The organism is Morganella sp. HSTU-ASny43, assembly GCF_022819185.1.
GTDB lineage: Bacteria > Pseudomonadota > Gammaproteobacteria > Enterobacterales > Enterobacteriaceae > Morganella > Morganella morganii.
Genome location: NZ_WSPG01000003.1, coordinates 86,041 through 99,737, shown reverse-complemented (window position 1 = coordinate 99,737; position 13,697 = coordinate 86,041). Strand labels below are relative to the sequence as shown.

The 13,697-nt window shown below is 51.4% G+C and carries 14 protein-coding genes and 1 other RNA gene; 5 read left to right on the top strand and 10 right to left on the bottom strand.

Annotated features, from left to right (window positions below):
- Positions 1 to 152 precede the first annotated feature (152 nt).
- Together tomB and GN208_RS02710 are read left to right on the top strand one after the other, a co-directional pair.
- Complete coding sequence (gene tomB, locus GN208_RS02715) at positions 153 to 512, top strand: Hha toxicity modulator TomB (protein WP_004236473.1); 360 nt, start codon at positions 153 to 155, stop codon at positions 510 to 512.
- A gap of 63 nt (positions 513 to 575) precedes the next feature.
- Entirely contained in the window at positions 576 to 779 is a 204-nt protein-coding gene (locus GN208_RS02710) for an HHA domain-containing protein (RefSeq protein ID WP_024474604.1), read from the top strand.
- 550 nt (positions 780 to 1,329) lie between these two features.
- Here GN208_RS02710 and ffs read toward each other — a convergent pair.
- Positions 1,330 to 1,426: signal recognition particle sRNA small type (gene ffs / locus GN208_RS02705), an RNA gene on the bottom strand.
- A 225-nt stretch (positions 1,427 to 1,651) separates the two neighbouring features.
- On the opposite strand from ffs, the gene tesB reads away from it, so the two are divergent.
- Positions 1,652 to 2,515, top strand: coding sequence for an acyl-CoA thioesterase II (gene tesB / locus GN208_RS02700; protein ID WP_243828289.1), 864 nt, complete (start codon positions 1,652 to 1,654; stop codon positions 2,513 to 2,515).
- A 60-nt stretch (positions 2,516 to 2,575) separates the two neighbouring features.
- On the opposite strand, the gene amtB is transcribed toward tesB, so the two are convergent.
- The 5 genes from amtB to GN208_RS02675 all read right to left on the bottom strand — a co-directional run bounded on the left by amtB (position 2,576) and on the right by GN208_RS02675 (position 8,460).
- The gene (amtB, locus tag GN208_RS02695) at positions 2,576 to 3,865 is read right to left on the bottom strand and encodes an ammonium transporter AmtB (protein ID WP_015422958.1); all 1,290 of its coding nucleotides are present in this window, start codon (positions 3,863 to 3,865) and stop codon (positions 2,576 to 2,578) included.
- Between the two features lie 19 nt (positions 3,866 to 3,884).
- Positions 3,885 to 4,223 (bottom strand): P-II family nitrogen regulator, encoded by a 339-nt coding sequence (locus tag GN208_RS02690; RefSeq protein WP_004236467.1) that lies wholly within the window; start codon positions 4,221 to 4,223, stop codon positions 3,885 to 3,887.
- 201 nt (positions 4,224 to 4,424) lie between these two features.
- Complete coding sequence (locus GN208_RS02685) at positions 4,425 to 6,221, bottom strand: SmdB family multidrug efflux ABC transporter permease/ATP-binding protein (protein WP_004236466.1); 1,797 nt, start codon at positions 6,219 to 6,221, stop codon at positions 4,425 to 4,427.
- Positions 6,214 to 7,953 (bottom strand): SmdA family multidrug ABC transporter permease/ATP-binding protein, encoded by a 1,740-nt coding sequence (locus GN208_RS02680; protein WP_015422959.1) that lies wholly within the window; start codon positions 7,951 to 7,953, stop codon positions 6,214 to 6,216. Before GN208_RS02680 ends, GN208_RS02685 begins: the two co-directional genes overlap by 8 nt.
- A gap of 30 nt (positions 7,954 to 7,983) precedes the next feature.
- Positions 7,984 to 8,460: an Lrp/AsnC family transcriptional regulator gene (locus tag GN208_RS02675; protein ID WP_024474599.1), complete on the bottom strand. Its 477-nt coding sequence runs from the start codon at positions 8,458 to 8,460 to the stop codon at positions 7,984 to 7,986.
- A 114-nt stretch (positions 8,461 to 8,574) separates the two neighbouring features.
- On the opposite strand from GN208_RS02675, the gene GN208_RS02670 reads away from it, so the two are divergent.
- Together GN208_RS02670 and queC are read left to right on the top strand one after the other, a co-directional pair.
- On the top strand, positions 8,575 to 9,615 hold the full coding sequence (locus GN208_RS02670) for a PLP-dependent cysteine synthase family protein (protein ID WP_004236463.1): 1,041 nt from the start codon (positions 8,575 to 8,577) through the stop codon (positions 9,613 to 9,615).
- Positions 9,616 to 9,661: 46 nt separating this feature from the next.
- Entirely contained in the window at positions 9,662 to 10,360 is a 699-nt protein-coding gene (gene queC / locus GN208_RS02665) for a 7-cyano-7-deazaguanine synthase QueC (protein ID WP_004236462.1), read from the top strand.
- Between the two features lie 51 nt (positions 10,361 to 10,411).
- Here queC and GN208_RS02660 read toward each other — a convergent pair whose 3' ends face one another.
- The 4 genes from GN208_RS02660 to hupB all read right to left on the bottom strand — a co-directional run bounded on the left by GN208_RS02660 (position 10,412) and on the right by hupB (position 13,686).
- Entirely contained in the window at positions 10,412 to 10,822 is a 411-nt protein-coding gene (locus tag GN208_RS02660; protein ID WP_004236461.1) for a thioesterase family protein, read from the bottom strand.
- 77 nt (positions 10,823 to 10,899) lie between these two features.
- Positions 10,900 to 11,232 carry a helix-hairpin-helix domain-containing protein gene (locus GN208_RS02655; RefSeq protein WP_004236460.1) on the bottom strand — a complete coding sequence of 111 codons (333 nt, stop codon included), beginning with the start codon at positions 11,230 to 11,232 and terminating at the stop codon, positions 10,900 to 10,902.
- A gap of 152 nt (positions 11,233 to 11,384) precedes the next feature.
- Positions 11,385 to 13,253, bottom strand: coding sequence for a peptidylprolyl isomerase (gene ppiD, locus GN208_RS02650; RefSeq protein ID WP_004236459.1), 1,869 nt, complete (start codon positions 13,251 to 13,253; stop codon positions 11,385 to 11,387).
- Between the two features lie 157 nt (positions 13,254 to 13,410).
- Positions 13,411 to 13,686, bottom strand: a complete 276-nt coding sequence (hupB, locus tag GN208_RS02645; protein WP_004240390.1) for a nucleoid-associated protein HU-beta — start codon at positions 13,684 to 13,686, stop codon at positions 13,411 to 13,413.
- Between the last annotated feature and the right edge of the window lie 11 nt (positions 13,687 to 13,697).

The following is a 13,697-nucleotide window of genomic DNA, read 5'->3' as shown; positions in this document are numbered from 1 at the left end:
GAACGGAACTTTACATTACCTTTATTTATAACTAAAGGCTGATGATATATATAATACACCGACGTCGATAACGTAATAACTTACTCATGTGTTAATTATAATTTAACGTTTTTCAGCGCCTTATCATTCCCGGTTACATTCAGGAGGTGATTATGGACGAGTATTCTCCACGAAATTACGATATTGCGGTACTGAAGTATCTGTGTGATGAACTTTGCCGTGAAGGCACACAAACCCTCATCAGAAGCAATAATTATTGGGTTAATGATTTAGCCTCAGATTCAAACTTAAAACTTAACGAATTATTAGGTTACATTGCTGACGTGGCCTGGAGTTTTAAGATAAAACATACACAAAATAAGGATCTCATCTCATTTGTCGATGAATACATCGATGAAACTTACGCGCTGTTTGGTCAGATGGAAGTTTCGTTTAATGACGTTGAGGAATGGAAGAAGATGGCATCACTGGTAAGCAGCATGCTGACCAGCGAGGGGCATCTTGTCCACTAACGGAATACAGACTTATATATCAGTATATTGCGTACTAACAACTCAGCAAGAAGATAACATATGATGACTAAACTGGACTATCTCATGCGCTTACGTAAGTGCACTTCTATTGAAACACTGGAACGTGTCATTGAGAAAAACAAATATGAACTGACTGATGATGAGCTGGAGGTTTTTTATTCAGCAGCCGATCATCGTCTGGCCGAATTAACCATGAATAAACTGTATGACAAAATCCCGGCATCTGTCTGGAAATTTGTCCGTTAATTCAAACTGCTGTAACCGCCTCTCTTTCAGGCAATAGTCTTATTTTTAGTGATCCCGGGCCAAAGGCACAGCTGACTGACTTTGGCTTCCGATCATGCCCGCTATTTATCCCGCTATTCTTTACGTATATTACGATACAGATATAATTTATAACAAAAGCATATATTTTATGTTTGTTTCACTCACCAGATTATTAAATGACGATACCCATTTATTAAACTCAATGTATAGCGAAAATTTCATTTTCACTGTTTACCACTATAATGGGTTAAATCAAAAATAAGATTTTTACCTGAACATGCGATTTTATGTGAAACTCTCTCTTTTACACTAAGAACATAAAACAAATTTTACCTATATTGCTATATCCTTATATCTGATGTTGCCCGCTGAATGCCGGAGTTTGTGCGGACAGGGATAATGTTAAATTATGAATATATGAATAATATGCGCCGGATGAATAACGGGAGAAACTCGCTGTGCAGACAGAGGCAAACGGTATCAATAACGGGATAATCACAGAGACGGGTACAACAGAAATGGATGGGGGCCTTGCCAGCGACATCCCGGCACACAATTCCCCTGCTATGGCTGCTTCCTTCCGGACCTGACCGAGTTAACAAGTTCATGTTGCGGGAGAACCAACAAAGCCCCCATAGGAACCCTCAATAATGAGGCTGTGCCATTATCCGGGATCAGCACTGAAATAGCAAGGCAACCGGTGCTGACCGCTGTATTTTTACACACTACTGACACAACGACATACCTCTGCCGGTCAGGAACCGCACATAACGGCGGTTTATCATTTTTCAATTGCACTGACAGCGATTAGAATGACCGCTTCCTGCTGAAAATACTTAATAAGGGTAACCATGAGCCTGGCATTAGAAAATCTGATAAACCTGATGGCACTCGAAAAACTCGAAGACGGGTTATTCCGGGGGCAAAGTGAAGATCTCGGCCTGCCGCAGGTCTTTGGCGGACAAGTTGCCGGACAGGCACTGTATGCAGCGGGACAGACCGTTCCGGCTGATCGCCGCGTTCATTCATTCCACAGCTATTTTCTGCGCCCCGGCGACAGCCATAAACCGATTATTTATGATGTGGAAAATCTGCGTGACGGCAAAAGTTTCAGTGCCCGCCGTGTCAGCGCGATTCAGAACGGAAAACCGATTTTCTATGTGACCGCCTCTTTCCAGGGGGAAGAGAGCAGTTTTGAGCATCAGAATGCCATGCCGGAAGTTCCGGGCCCTGACGGACTCGCCTCTGAAACTGATATTGCCCGCAAGATCGCCGCGAATCTGCCACCGAAAATGCAGGCACTGTTCCTGCGTGAGCAGGCTATTGAATGGCGGCCGGTGCGTTTTTGCAGCCCGTTTCAGAACCCGGAGAATCCGCCGGTGCGTTATACCTGGCTGAAAACCAACGGCACCATACCGGATGATCAGGCGCTGCATCAGTATCTGCTCAGTTATGCTTCTGACTACAATTTCCTGCCGACTGCCCTCCAGCCACACGGCTACGGCTTTATGCAGCCGGAAATTCAGATTGCCACGATTGATCATTCCATGTGGTATCACCGCCCGTTCCGGCTGGATGAATGGCTGCTGTATGCCGTGGAAAGCCCGACAGCGTCCGGCGGACGCGGGTTTGTCCGTGGTCACTTCTATAATCAGACCGGCGTGCTGGTTGCATCTACTGTACAGGAAGGCGTTCTGCGCTTGCGGGATATTTAAGCGCCTGCGGTAAAAAAGCCCCCGCTGTACATCGGTGAGCGGGGGCTTACTTTTTTTCAGCTATGAGCGGTTATAGGCCTGTTCACCATGCGTACTGATATCCAGCCCGCTGATCTCATCTTCTTCTGTGCAGCGTACACCGGTTGTCAGTGCCGCGCATTTGAATGCGATGTAAGTAATCACTCCGCTCCAGAGCACAGTAACCAGGATGCTTTCCGCCTGAATCCATACCTGATGCAGCATAGTGACACCTTCTGCATAGCCGGTACCGCCGAGAGCAGACGCAGTAAACACGCCGGTCAGCAGACAGCCCGCAATACCGCAGACGCCGTGGATCCCGAAGACATCGCAGACATCATCCGCTTTCAGGCGGCGCTTCAGTGCAGTGACGCCCCAATAACCGGCAATACCGCTGATAAGGCCGATAACTATCGCCCCCGCGACGCCCACCGTCCCGGCCGCCGGGGTGATCCCGACCAGACCACCGATACAGCCGGAACACGCACCGAGAAGTGAGGGCTTACCCCGCATGCACCACTCTGCAATCACCCACGCCAGCACGCCCGCCGCCACCGCAATCACGGTATTCAGAAAAGCCAGTGCTGCAATACCATCCGGTTTTCCGGCCGATCCGGCATTAAACCCGAACCAGCCGATATAGAGGATCGCCGTACCGGTAAATACCATCGGCAGACTGTGCGGTTTGGTGGCGGTTTTCCCCGGTAACAGGCGCGGTCCCAATATGTAAGCACCAACTAACCCGGCAACCGCCGCGTTGATATGCACAACGGTTCCCCCGGCAAAATCCAGTGCACCATCTTCCGCCAGCCAGCCGCCGCCCCAAACCATATGCGCCATCGGTACATAAGCCAGAGAGAACCAGATAACGGTGAACAACAGAAAGGCCGTGAATTTGATCCGTTCTGCCAGCGCACCGGTGATAAGTGCAACAGTAATTGCCGCAAAAGAGCCCTGGAAAATAACATGTGTCAGCTGGCTGATACTGCCGCTGTTACTGACAGGCGTGATCCCGCTGAGAAATGCATGAGACAGACCGCCAATCACCCCATTTCCGTCAGAAAATGCCATGCTGTAGCCATAAAAAACCCATAACAGCAGCACCAGCGCGAAGCTGACAATCACCTGTGTCATGACTGATAACACATTCTCACGTCGTACCAGTCCGCCGTAAAACAGCGCGATACCGGGAAGTGTCATAAAATACACCAGTGCGGCACAAATCAGCATAAAACCATTATCCGCACGCTCCATTCCTTCCGTTGCACTGAATGCCGGAAGCGGCAGCGCCGCGGACATCACAACAGGCAAGACCATTTTTCGTTTCATCATCTGAGCATCTCCGCGCGGTTTAAATAGCTTCATCATTTTGTTCACCGGTACGGATCCGCACCGCCTGAGTAATGTCTGAAACAAATATTTTCCCGTCACCGATACTGCCGGTATATGCCGAGCGGCAAATTGCCTCAATAATGCGATCAAGAGAATCATCAGGCACAACAATCGTAAGCTGCGTCTTCGGCAGAAAATCCGTGCTGTACTCTTCCCCCCGGTACAGCTCAGTGTGCCCCTTCTGTCTGCCCGCACCCCGTACTTCCAGTACAGTTAATCCCTGAATACCCTCTTCGTTCAGCGCATCTCTGACGTCATTAAGTTTAAAAGGCTTGATGATGGCCATTATCATTTTCATCGCATTCTCCGCTTCAGGTTGCTGGTGTCCTGAGGACAAATTGCAAAAGTGATGCCAATAAGCAGAATGGAAATTAAATCTATTAATTACAATGAGATAAAAATAAAAAAGGTGTCTGATTCATCAGACACCTTTTCCTGTGATGCGGGGATTGCACTTTTTTACAGCATCATGCACCTGTTTATGTGAACGATCTCACAATTATAGTGCAGGGGTATAGTTCTCTTCCGGGGCGTTGAGTGATTCCCCGACCTGCTGCAGCTGATACATCTGGTAATAGCGGCCCTTCTCTGCCAGTAACGCCCGGTGAGAGCCGGATTCCGCCATTTCGCCGCGGTTGAGCACATAAATGGTGTCCGCATCGACAATCGTGGACAGTCGGTGTGCAATCACCACCAGTGTGGTTTCACGGCGGATCAGCTGTAAGGCTTTCTGGATAGCCTGCTCAGTACCGGAATCGATATTGGCGGTTGCCTCATCCAGTATCAGGATTTTCGGGGTCTGCACCAGCACCCGTGCCATGGCCAGCAACTGTTTCTGCCCGTCAGACAAGGTGTTACCCTGCTCACCCAGTTCGGTATCCAGCCCGTATTCAAGCTGTGAGACATGCTCACTCAGCTGAACCATCTCCAGCACCCGGTGAATGCGCTCATCATCAATATCCCGTCCGAGGGTGATATTGTCGCGGAAAGAGGCGGCCATAATGACCGGATCCTGCTGCACCATCGCGATGCCCTGCCGCAGTGCTTTATGTGAGAATTGTTCCAGCGGACGCCCACCGAGGCTGATTTCCCCGGCCTGCCACGGATAGTAGCCCATCAGCAGGTTTGCCAGTGTGCTTTTCCCGCTGCCGGTATGCCCGACAAAGGCGACAAAACTGTGCTCCGCCACATCGATACTGATATCACGCAGCACCGGTTTTCCGGGTTGATAGGCAAATGTCAGGTGTGATACACGGATACTGCCGCCGGTCAGCGGCTGATCATCTGCCCCGTATTTCTGCTGCGGGCTGTCCATCAGCTCAAAAACACGCTCACCGGAAATCACCGCCTGCTGTAAAACAGACTGCTGGGATGTCAGCGTGATAAGCGGTTCATTCAGCCGCCCGAGGTAGGTGATAAACGCATATAACACCCCGACGCCGATAACGCCGGTGCCCTCAACCCCGAACAATAACATCAGACCACAGAGGATCGCCGCCGAAAACAGGCTCAGCAGCGGACGCAGCAAAATGCCGTCCAGCCGCAGTGCCGCCATTCTGACCTCATAATGACGGCGGTTGGCGGCAAACATCCTTTCCCCGAAACGCGCCTGCTGGCGGAACTGCTGAATCACTGTCATGCCGCTGATAATTTCATGGAAACCATCGTTAATATCGGCCAGATAACTGCGCACCCGGCGCACAATCGGCGTGCTCAGCCGCTGATAGATCCACATCACCAGCATCACCGCCGGGAACATCGCGGTTGCCACCAGCGCCATCCGCCACTCCAGGGAGTACATGGCAATCAGCATCACCACAATCAGCGCCACGCTGCGGAACAGTGTCGGCAGCACGTTGACAAACAGGTCTTTGATCATCTCCGTATCATTGGTGACACGGGAGATCAGCTGCCCGACCGGCTGGGTGTCAAATGCACTCAGCGGCTGGCGCAGCGCGGCATCCATCACATCGGCGCGCAGTGTCTGGACCACGCCGACAGCGGCCTGATTGAAATAAATCAGCTGAAAATAATGCAGCAGCGATGCGGCAATCTGTAAGGCGACAAACCCGGCCACCAGCAATAATGTCACTGACAGGACAATCTGATTTTTCGCCACCATATTGTCGATAAAATAGCTCACCAGAACCGGTGCGGCGACTTCAGCAATGGCTGTCAGCCACAGCATCACAATGGCAACGGCCATCGGACGGCGGTAGTTACGGCCATAGCCGAGCAGACGTTTCAGCGACGGCCACAGGTTTTTTGCCGCTTCCGGGCGGGTCTGTTCACTCATCGAGCGCGGCCTCTAACTGCTGATAATGATACATCTCACGATACCATCCGTTCTGATTAATCAGTTCCTGATGACGCCCCTGTGCACTGATACCGCCCTGTTGCAGCACCAGAATATTGTCGGCTTCAGTCAGCGCTGAGAGCCGGTGCGCACTGATAATCACCGTACGGCCTTCCCCCCAGCGCCGCAGATTCTGCAGGATCCGGTATTCCGTCTGCCCGTCCACTGCGGAAAGTGCATCATCGAGGATCAGGATCTCCGCATCCATCAGCAAAGCACGGGCAATGGAGATCCGCTGTTTCTGCCCGCCGGACAGCATCACGCCCCGCTCACCGGCCTGAGTCTCATAACCGAGCGGCAATCGTTCAATATCATCATGAACACTGGCCAGCCGGGCCGCGTGTTCAATTTCTTCCTGTGTTGCCCCGGGCCGCCCCAGCGCAATATTATTGGCGATAGTATCGGAGAACAGAAACGGCGTCTGATTCACCACCGCCAGCCGGGCATGCCAGCCGGCGAAGGTCAGTTCCGGCAGCGGTCTGCCCTGAAAACAGATACTTCCCGCTGTCACATCATAATGACGCTGGATTAATGCCAGCAGCGTGGATTTGCCGCAGCCGGTCGGGCCGCACAACCCGAGCAGCTGGCCCGGTCTGAGGGTAAAACGGATATCATGCAGAACCGCCCGGCGGCTTTCCGGATAGCAGAATTCATTCACGGCAACGGACAGCTCGCCGCGTCCCGGTTGCGGGGATTCTGTACCATCCGCCAGTACCGGCGGGGTTTCAAGAAGAGATTGGATCCGGCTGTAGGCCGCGCTGCCGCGCTCCACAATGTTAAACATCCAGGCTAATGCCAGCATCGGCCAGATCATCAGCCCGAGATACATAATAAAGCTGGTCAGCCCGCCGAGCGTCAGTGTGCCCTGCATCACCATCCAGCTGCCGCCGGCAACCGCGAGCAGGTTTGACATCCCGATAGCCATTATAATGGTCGGGTCGAAACGGGCATCTATCTGTGCCACATGCATATTTTTGCGTCCGGCTTCCGCCGCAACGGATTCAAACCGGGAAGACTGGTGATCTTCCAGGCCAAAAGCTTTAATCATCCGGATACTGCTGAGGCTTTCCTGCGCGTGGTTATTCAGGGAGGAAAATGCACCCTGCGCTGTTTTAAAGCGCTGATGCAGCTGCTGCCCGTAACGTTTGATAGCCAGAGCCATCAGCGGCATCGGCAGCAGGGAAAGCAGTGTCAGCTGCCAGCTGATCTCAATACTCATCGTCAGCAGGACCACCAGTCCCATGACAAAAGAATCCACCAGCGTCAGCACTCCCTCTCCGGCGGCAAACACCACTTTGTCCACATCATTGGTACTGCGGGCGATCAGGTCACCGGTCCGGTAACGGTGATAAAAGGCCGGAGACTGGCGGCTGAACTGCTGATAAAAATCCTGACGCAGACGCACCGCCAGCTTGTAGGAGGCACCGAATAACCAGACCCGCCAGATATAGCGCAGAATATAAATCACCAGTGCGATAAGCAGCATCACGCCGACCCAGACCCACAGCGTGGTGGTGGTCATCGTCTCTTTGGTCACGCCGTCAACAATGATGCCGACAAAGCGCGGCGGCAGGATCTGTAACACCGCGATAATGATCAGAAAAGTGACCGCACCGGTATAGCGCCGCCATTCACTGAGGAAATACCATTTTAATTGGGCAAATAATCTCACAGGATCCCGTATAACATCTCAGGTTAATAATCAGTCCGCTTTGCATTTCTCCGGAATCGGCAATGCGGTGGTGTACTTTATGCGCTCCATCGCAAAATTGGAAGTCACATCAATTAAACCGGGCACACCGTTAACCAGTTTTTTGTAAAAATGATCGAAGCATTTCATGTCCACCACCTCGACCTGCAGCATGTAGTCAAATTCCCCGGCCATCCGGTAAAACTCCACCACATCAGGCATCTGCTGAACAAATTCCACAAACTGAGTATACCACTCACTGCTGTGGTGCTGTGTCTTGATCATGACGATCACCGTCAGTCCCAGCCCGAGCTTCTCCGGGTCCAGCAGCGCCACACGTTTGCGGATATACCCTTCATCTTCCAGCCGTTTCAGCCGTTTCCAGCAGGGAGTGGATGTCAGGTTCACCGCTTCGGACAGGGTGTTCAGTGATAATGCAGCATCTTCCTGCAAAAGTTGTAACAATTTACGGTCTGTTTTATCTAACATATCACCACCAGAGAGAATAAATTTCTCCATATCATGCATGATACAGAAAATAGAAAAAGCCTTTTCTCTCACAGAATTGCTAAGATGCATCAACAGACCGTGAGGAGATACTACATGACAACCCAATGGACCACATCCGCCATTAATGCCATTCAGGCCGATTATCAGCGCAGTGCTGACACCCACCTGATCCCGCTGGAATTACCCGTTTACCCGGGGGTTTCATTATATCTCAAAGATGAAAGCACTCACCCGACCGGCAGCCTGAAACACCGCCTGGCGCGTTCGCTTTTCCTGTACGGCCTGTGTAACGGCTGGATCCGCGAAGGCACACCGGTGATTGAAGCGTCCTCCGGCAGCACCGCTGTCTCTGAAGCGTACTTCGCCCGTCTGCTCGGCCTGCCGTTTATCGCCGTGATGCCGCGCTGCACCGCACGCCGCAAAATTGAACAGATTGAGTTCTACGGCGGACAGTGCCACTTTGTGGACAGCAGTGCGCAGATTTATGCAGAATCCGAGCACCTGGCCCGCGAAACCGGCGGCCACTATATGGATCAGTTCACCTATGCCGAGCGTGCCACTGACTGGCGCGGCAACAACAATATTGCCGAAAGTATTTACCGTCAGATGTCACGGGAAGCCCATCCGGTGCCGCGTTACATTGTGATGAGCGCAGGTACCGGCGGTACTTCTGCCACGCTCGGCCGGTTTATCCGCTATCAGGGACATGACACAAAACTGGTTGTCGTCGATCCTGAAAACTCTGTTTTTTATGACTGCTACCATCAGAAATGCTCGCATCTGCGCTGCGATACCGGCAGTAAGATTGAAGGCATCGGCCGTCCGCGCGCGGAACCGTCTTTTATCCCGGGCGTGATTGATGATGTGATCAAAGTCAGTGACCAGTGCAGTATCGCCACCCTTTACTGGCTGGAAAAACTGCTCGGCCGCCGCACCGGTGCCTCCACCGGTACCAACGTCTGGGGCGCACTGCAACTGGCGAAACAGATGCATGAACAGCAACAAACCGGCTCAATTGTGACACTGATTTGCGACAGCGGCGAACGCTATCCGGACACCTATTACAACCCGCAGTGGGTGGCAGACAACATCGGCGATCTGACTGACGCACAGGCAACACTACCCAAATGGTGATGCAGCCGTTACCATAAACCTTATCTTTTTATAATGAGGTTTACCGATGAAACGTGCTGTGGTCGTATTCAGTGGCGGGCAGGACTCCACAACCTGCCTGATTCAGGCACTACGCAACTATGATGAAGTGCATTGTGTGACGTTTGATTACGGACAGCGCCACAGTCAGGAAATAGACGTTGCCCGTAAACTCAGCCTGAAACTGGGTGCAGCGGCACATAAGGTGCTGGATGTCTCTCTGCTGAATGAACTGGCGGTCAGCAGCCTGACCCGTGATAACATCCCGGTGCCCGGGTTCAGTGAAAGTGAACAAAGTGATATTCCGAATACCTTTGTCCCGGGCCGTAATATCCTGTTTCTCACCCTGACGGCGATTTATGCTTATCAGGTCAATGCAGAAGCGATTATCACCGGTGTCTGTGAAACCGATTTTTCCGGTTATCCGGATTGCCGGGACGAGTTTGTCAAAGCACTGAACAAAGCCGTCAACGCCGGTCTTGCCCGTGATATCCGCTTTGAAACCCCGCTGATGTGGCTGGATAAAGCACAAACCTGGGCGCTGGCTGATTATTACGGACAACTGGATACCGTCCGCACAGAAACACTGACCTGCTATAACGGCATTCAGGGGGATGGCTGCGGGGAATGCGCCGCCTGCCATCTGCGCCGCAACGGACTGGACAGCTATCTTGCTGATCGCAGTGCTGTTATGGCCGCCATGAAAAAAATTACCGGCCTGCATTAAGTGCCTGTTACGCCCGGCAACCCGCCGGGCGCTCTTCTGCTCTGACGGTGATCAGTCCTCTTTCGGTGCCGTCAGCAACTCAAATTTATCGCGGATCTCCCCTTCAATCGGGATCGCTTTACCGGTTTTCATATTTACAAAGACAAAGGTCACTTCCGCATCCGCCACAACCTGCTTATCTTCCTGACGGGTAATTATCTGTTTGAGAACACCGCTTTTCTGCCCCGCGTGCTGTAAATAGCTGTCTATCACCAGCCGCTCTCCCACATACACCGGCAGCCGGTAGTTAATATTGATATTCACCACCACCACGGCGATATCCATCTGTTTGAACCAGCGGTAAGCATCGTAGCTTTCCAGCCAGTCCCAGCGGGCGGCCTCCAGAAACTCCAGATAACGCGCATTGTTAACATGTCCGAAGGCATCAATATGGTAGCCAATCACTTTAATTGTGGTGCTCATAATATCTCTCCCTTTACTCTGTTTCCGGTATTCCCTTCCCCGTCAGCCCGGGGAAGGGAAATCAGCCTCTGCTGATATTACAACTCTATCTTATCGCTGTTCATCGTAAAAATACGCTCACCAATACCATATACATCCTTCAGTTGTTCCGCAGAAGTAAATGGTCCGTTTTCCGTGCGGTACTCCACAATCCGCTGTGCTTTTTTCGGCCCGACACCACTGAGTTCCCGGGCCAGTTCTTCCGCAGTCGCGGTATTAATGCTGATGCGGTTTGTTTCCTGTGCAACAGACTGCTGAACCTGCGCACTGTCTGCCGGTGGTGCAGCCTGAGCCAGTGCGGAAGTACTGAAAAAACCGCCGGTTAACAGTGCTGATGTTAATAATAATGCAGATGTCCATTTTGTTTTCATGCTATTTCTCCTTTTGTGTTTAGCACGAAACGGAGTGTCGCAAAAATTTTTTCTGCCGGGGGATTTTCAGAACAGAAATGCGAAAGGCTGCGAACGCAGCCTTTCAGATGATGTAAAACGACATTTTATTTTTCGGTACAGATCGAAAAATTTTAGTTCATATTTCTCACATCAATATCTGCGTTAGCACGCAGGTTCAGCAGTAATGATTCCAGCTCAGTGGACGCCATTTGCTGACGCAGCACTGTACGCAGTTCAGTTTTTTCCTGATCCGTTGCCGTACCGGCTGTGACTTTATCCAGCTGTACCAGAACAATGTTACCCTTGCCGTCAATGGTGCGGCTGTAGGTCGGTTTACCGTCCGCAGGATGCGGCTGGGTAAAGGCAGCATTGATAACCGGGTCTGACGGATTCAGGCGCTGAACAGTCTGCTCTGCACCGAATTTCACACCGGCTTCTGTTAACGCGGCGTCGCCTTTACCTTCTTTCAGTGCCGTCAGCAGTTTATCCGCTTCCGCATTCAGCGCGGCTTCCGCTTTGCTGCGCTTCACCAGCGCGTCAATGTCTGACTTCACTTTTTCAAAGGATTCCACTGCTTCCGGACGATATTCATCAACACGGATCACAAAGGCACGGTCACCGGAAACGGTGATGATGTCAGAGTTAGCACCGGAAGGTCCTTTCTCATCAAACAGTTTGTTTTCCGTTAATGCTTTTAACACTTCCGGATAGTTAACCGCATCCGGCAGACTGTTCAGGGCAAACCAGTCAGTCTGTACAGCTTTAACGCCGGTTGCCTGCTCAACACCCATCAGGGATTCGTTATCGTTCGCAGCAGCTTCACTGGCTTTCTGCTGGAGGTCAAAGAAGGCTTTGCTTGCCGCTTCGCCTTTGGCCAGACGGGTGGCTTCTTCTTTCACATCCGCCAGCGGTCTGACGGTTTCCGGCTCGTACACATCCAGACGGAAAATCGCGTAGCCGTTATCCACTTTCAGAACCTCTGAAATCTGACCGGCGGTTGTCAGCCCGGCACCTTTAATTTCAGGGATCAGCGCAGCATCTTCCATCCAGCCGATCACGCCGCCGTTACGGGCAGTCAGTTTATCGGTGGATTTTTCTTTAGCCAGGGTTTTGAAATCCGCCCCGTTTTTCAGTTCATTCAGTACCGCTTTGGCATCATCTTCCGTCGCCAGGGTGATCTGACTGTACTCGCCTTTTGCCGGCACAGTAAAACGCGGGATATTTTTGTCGTAGTAGTCCTGAATCTGTTCTTCAGTGACTGATGTGTTGTCCTGGATATTCGCGGCATCCAGCTCAACAAAACTGATTTTTAAGGACTGCGGCGCAATGAAGCTGTTTTTATTCTTCGCGTAATAAGCCTGCAGCTCTTCATCGGTTGTGGTCTGTTTTGCCTGAGCAGAAGCCAGATCCAGTGTCGCGGTACGGATGGTACGTGACTGGAGTAAAACAGCTGCGGCATTGGTCACTTCGGAATCAAGCACAAATGAGTCACGCACAAACGGCTGAACCAGCTGTGCCTGAATCATCTGCTTGCGCAGATAAGTTGCGTAGTTGTCACCGGTGATACCGTTACGGGACAGGAATGTCTCATACGCCTGCTGGCTGAACTGACCGTTAACCTGAAAATCAGGCTCCTGACGAATTGCGCTGATAATCTGGTCATCACTGACGGTGATACCTAATTTCCGTGCATACTGTTCCAGCAGAATGGTGTCAATCATCTGGTTCAGCGCCTGAGAACGGATTTGTTTAACGCCCTCTTCGGTGCTGACTAACTGCGAGAACAGGTCACCCAACTGAGCCTGCTGGCGGTTACGCTCTTCCTGGAAGGCGCGCTCTAACTGCTGGACCGATATTTCAGTATCGTTCACTTTGGCAGCATAGTTAGAACCGCTGACGAGGTAACCACCCACACCTGTCAGAATAAATGACAGGATAATGATGGCGAAGACAATTTTAATCACAGGGTTGTTCGCCGCTGTGCGCAGGTTTTCCATCATAAGAAATCCAAACTCCGCTTTGGTAAAAGAAAAATCAGGTCAGGGGAAATTATGCCCTAAAACAAAAAAAAGCGCATCATTCTGATGCGCTTCCTGTTTAGCTTTATACGGTTTTTGTGCCCGGGACAGATAAATATCCCGTTGCCTGAGGAAAAACTCAGCCGTTTACTGCGTCTTTAAGACCTTTACCTGCACGGAAAGCCGGGACTTTCGCAGCGGCGATTTTGATCTCTTTTCCGGTCTGCGGGTTACGGCCTGTACGTGCTGCACGCTCACGAACAGTGAAAGTACCGAAACCAACCAGAGCCACGTCATCCCCGCCCTTCAGAGAATCGGTTACTGAACCAATAATTGCATCTAACGCGCGACCAGCCGCAGCTTTAGAAATATTAGCGTCTGCAGCAATTTTATCGACCAATTGTGACTTATTCACTATTATCATCC

Bases quoted from the DNA above. Each gene is read 5' to 3' on its own strand.
- tomB (WP_004236473.1), top strand. From the start codon at position 153: ATGGACGAGTATTCTCCACGAAATTACGATATTGCGGTACTGAAGTAT.
- GN208_RS02710 (WP_024474604.1), top strand. From the start codon at position 576: ATGACTAAACTGGACTATCTCATGCGCTTACGTAAGTGCACTTCTATT.
- tesB (WP_243828289.1), top strand. From the start codon at position 1,652: ATGAGCCTGGCATTAGAAAATCTGATAAACCTGATGGCACTCGAAAAA.
- amtB (WP_015422958.1), bottom strand. From the start codon at position 3,865: ATGATGAAACGAAAAATGGTCTTGCCTGTTGTGATGTCCGCGGCGCTG.
- GN208_RS02690 (WP_004236467.1), bottom strand. From the start codon at position 4,223: ATGAAAATGATAATGGCCATCATCAAGCCTTTTAAACTTAATGACGTC.
- GN208_RS02685 (WP_004236466.1), bottom strand. From the start codon at position 6,221: ATGAGTGAACAGACCCGCCCGGAAGCGGCAAAAAACCTGTGGCCGTCG.
- GN208_RS02675 (WP_024474599.1), bottom strand. From the start codon at position 8,460: ATGTTAGATAAAACAGACCGTAAATTGTTACAACTTTTGCAGGAAGAT.
- GN208_RS02670 (WP_004236463.1), top strand. From the start codon at position 8,575: ATGACAACCCAATGGACCACATCCGCCATTAATGCCATTCAGGCCGAT.
- queC (WP_004236462.1), top strand. From the start codon at position 9,662: ATGAAACGTGCTGTGGTCGTATTCAGTGGCGGGCAGGACTCCACAACC.
- GN208_RS02660 (WP_004236461.1), bottom strand. From the start codon at position 10,822: ATGAGCACCACAATTAAAGTGATTGGCTACCATATTGATGCCTTCGGA.
- GN208_RS02655 (WP_004236460.1), bottom strand. From the start codon at position 11,232: ATGAAAACAAAATGGACATCTGCATTATTATTAACATCAGCACTGTTA.
- ppiD (WP_004236459.1), bottom strand. From the start codon at position 13,253: ATGATGGAAAACCTGCGCACAGCGGCGAACAACCCTGTGATTAAAATT.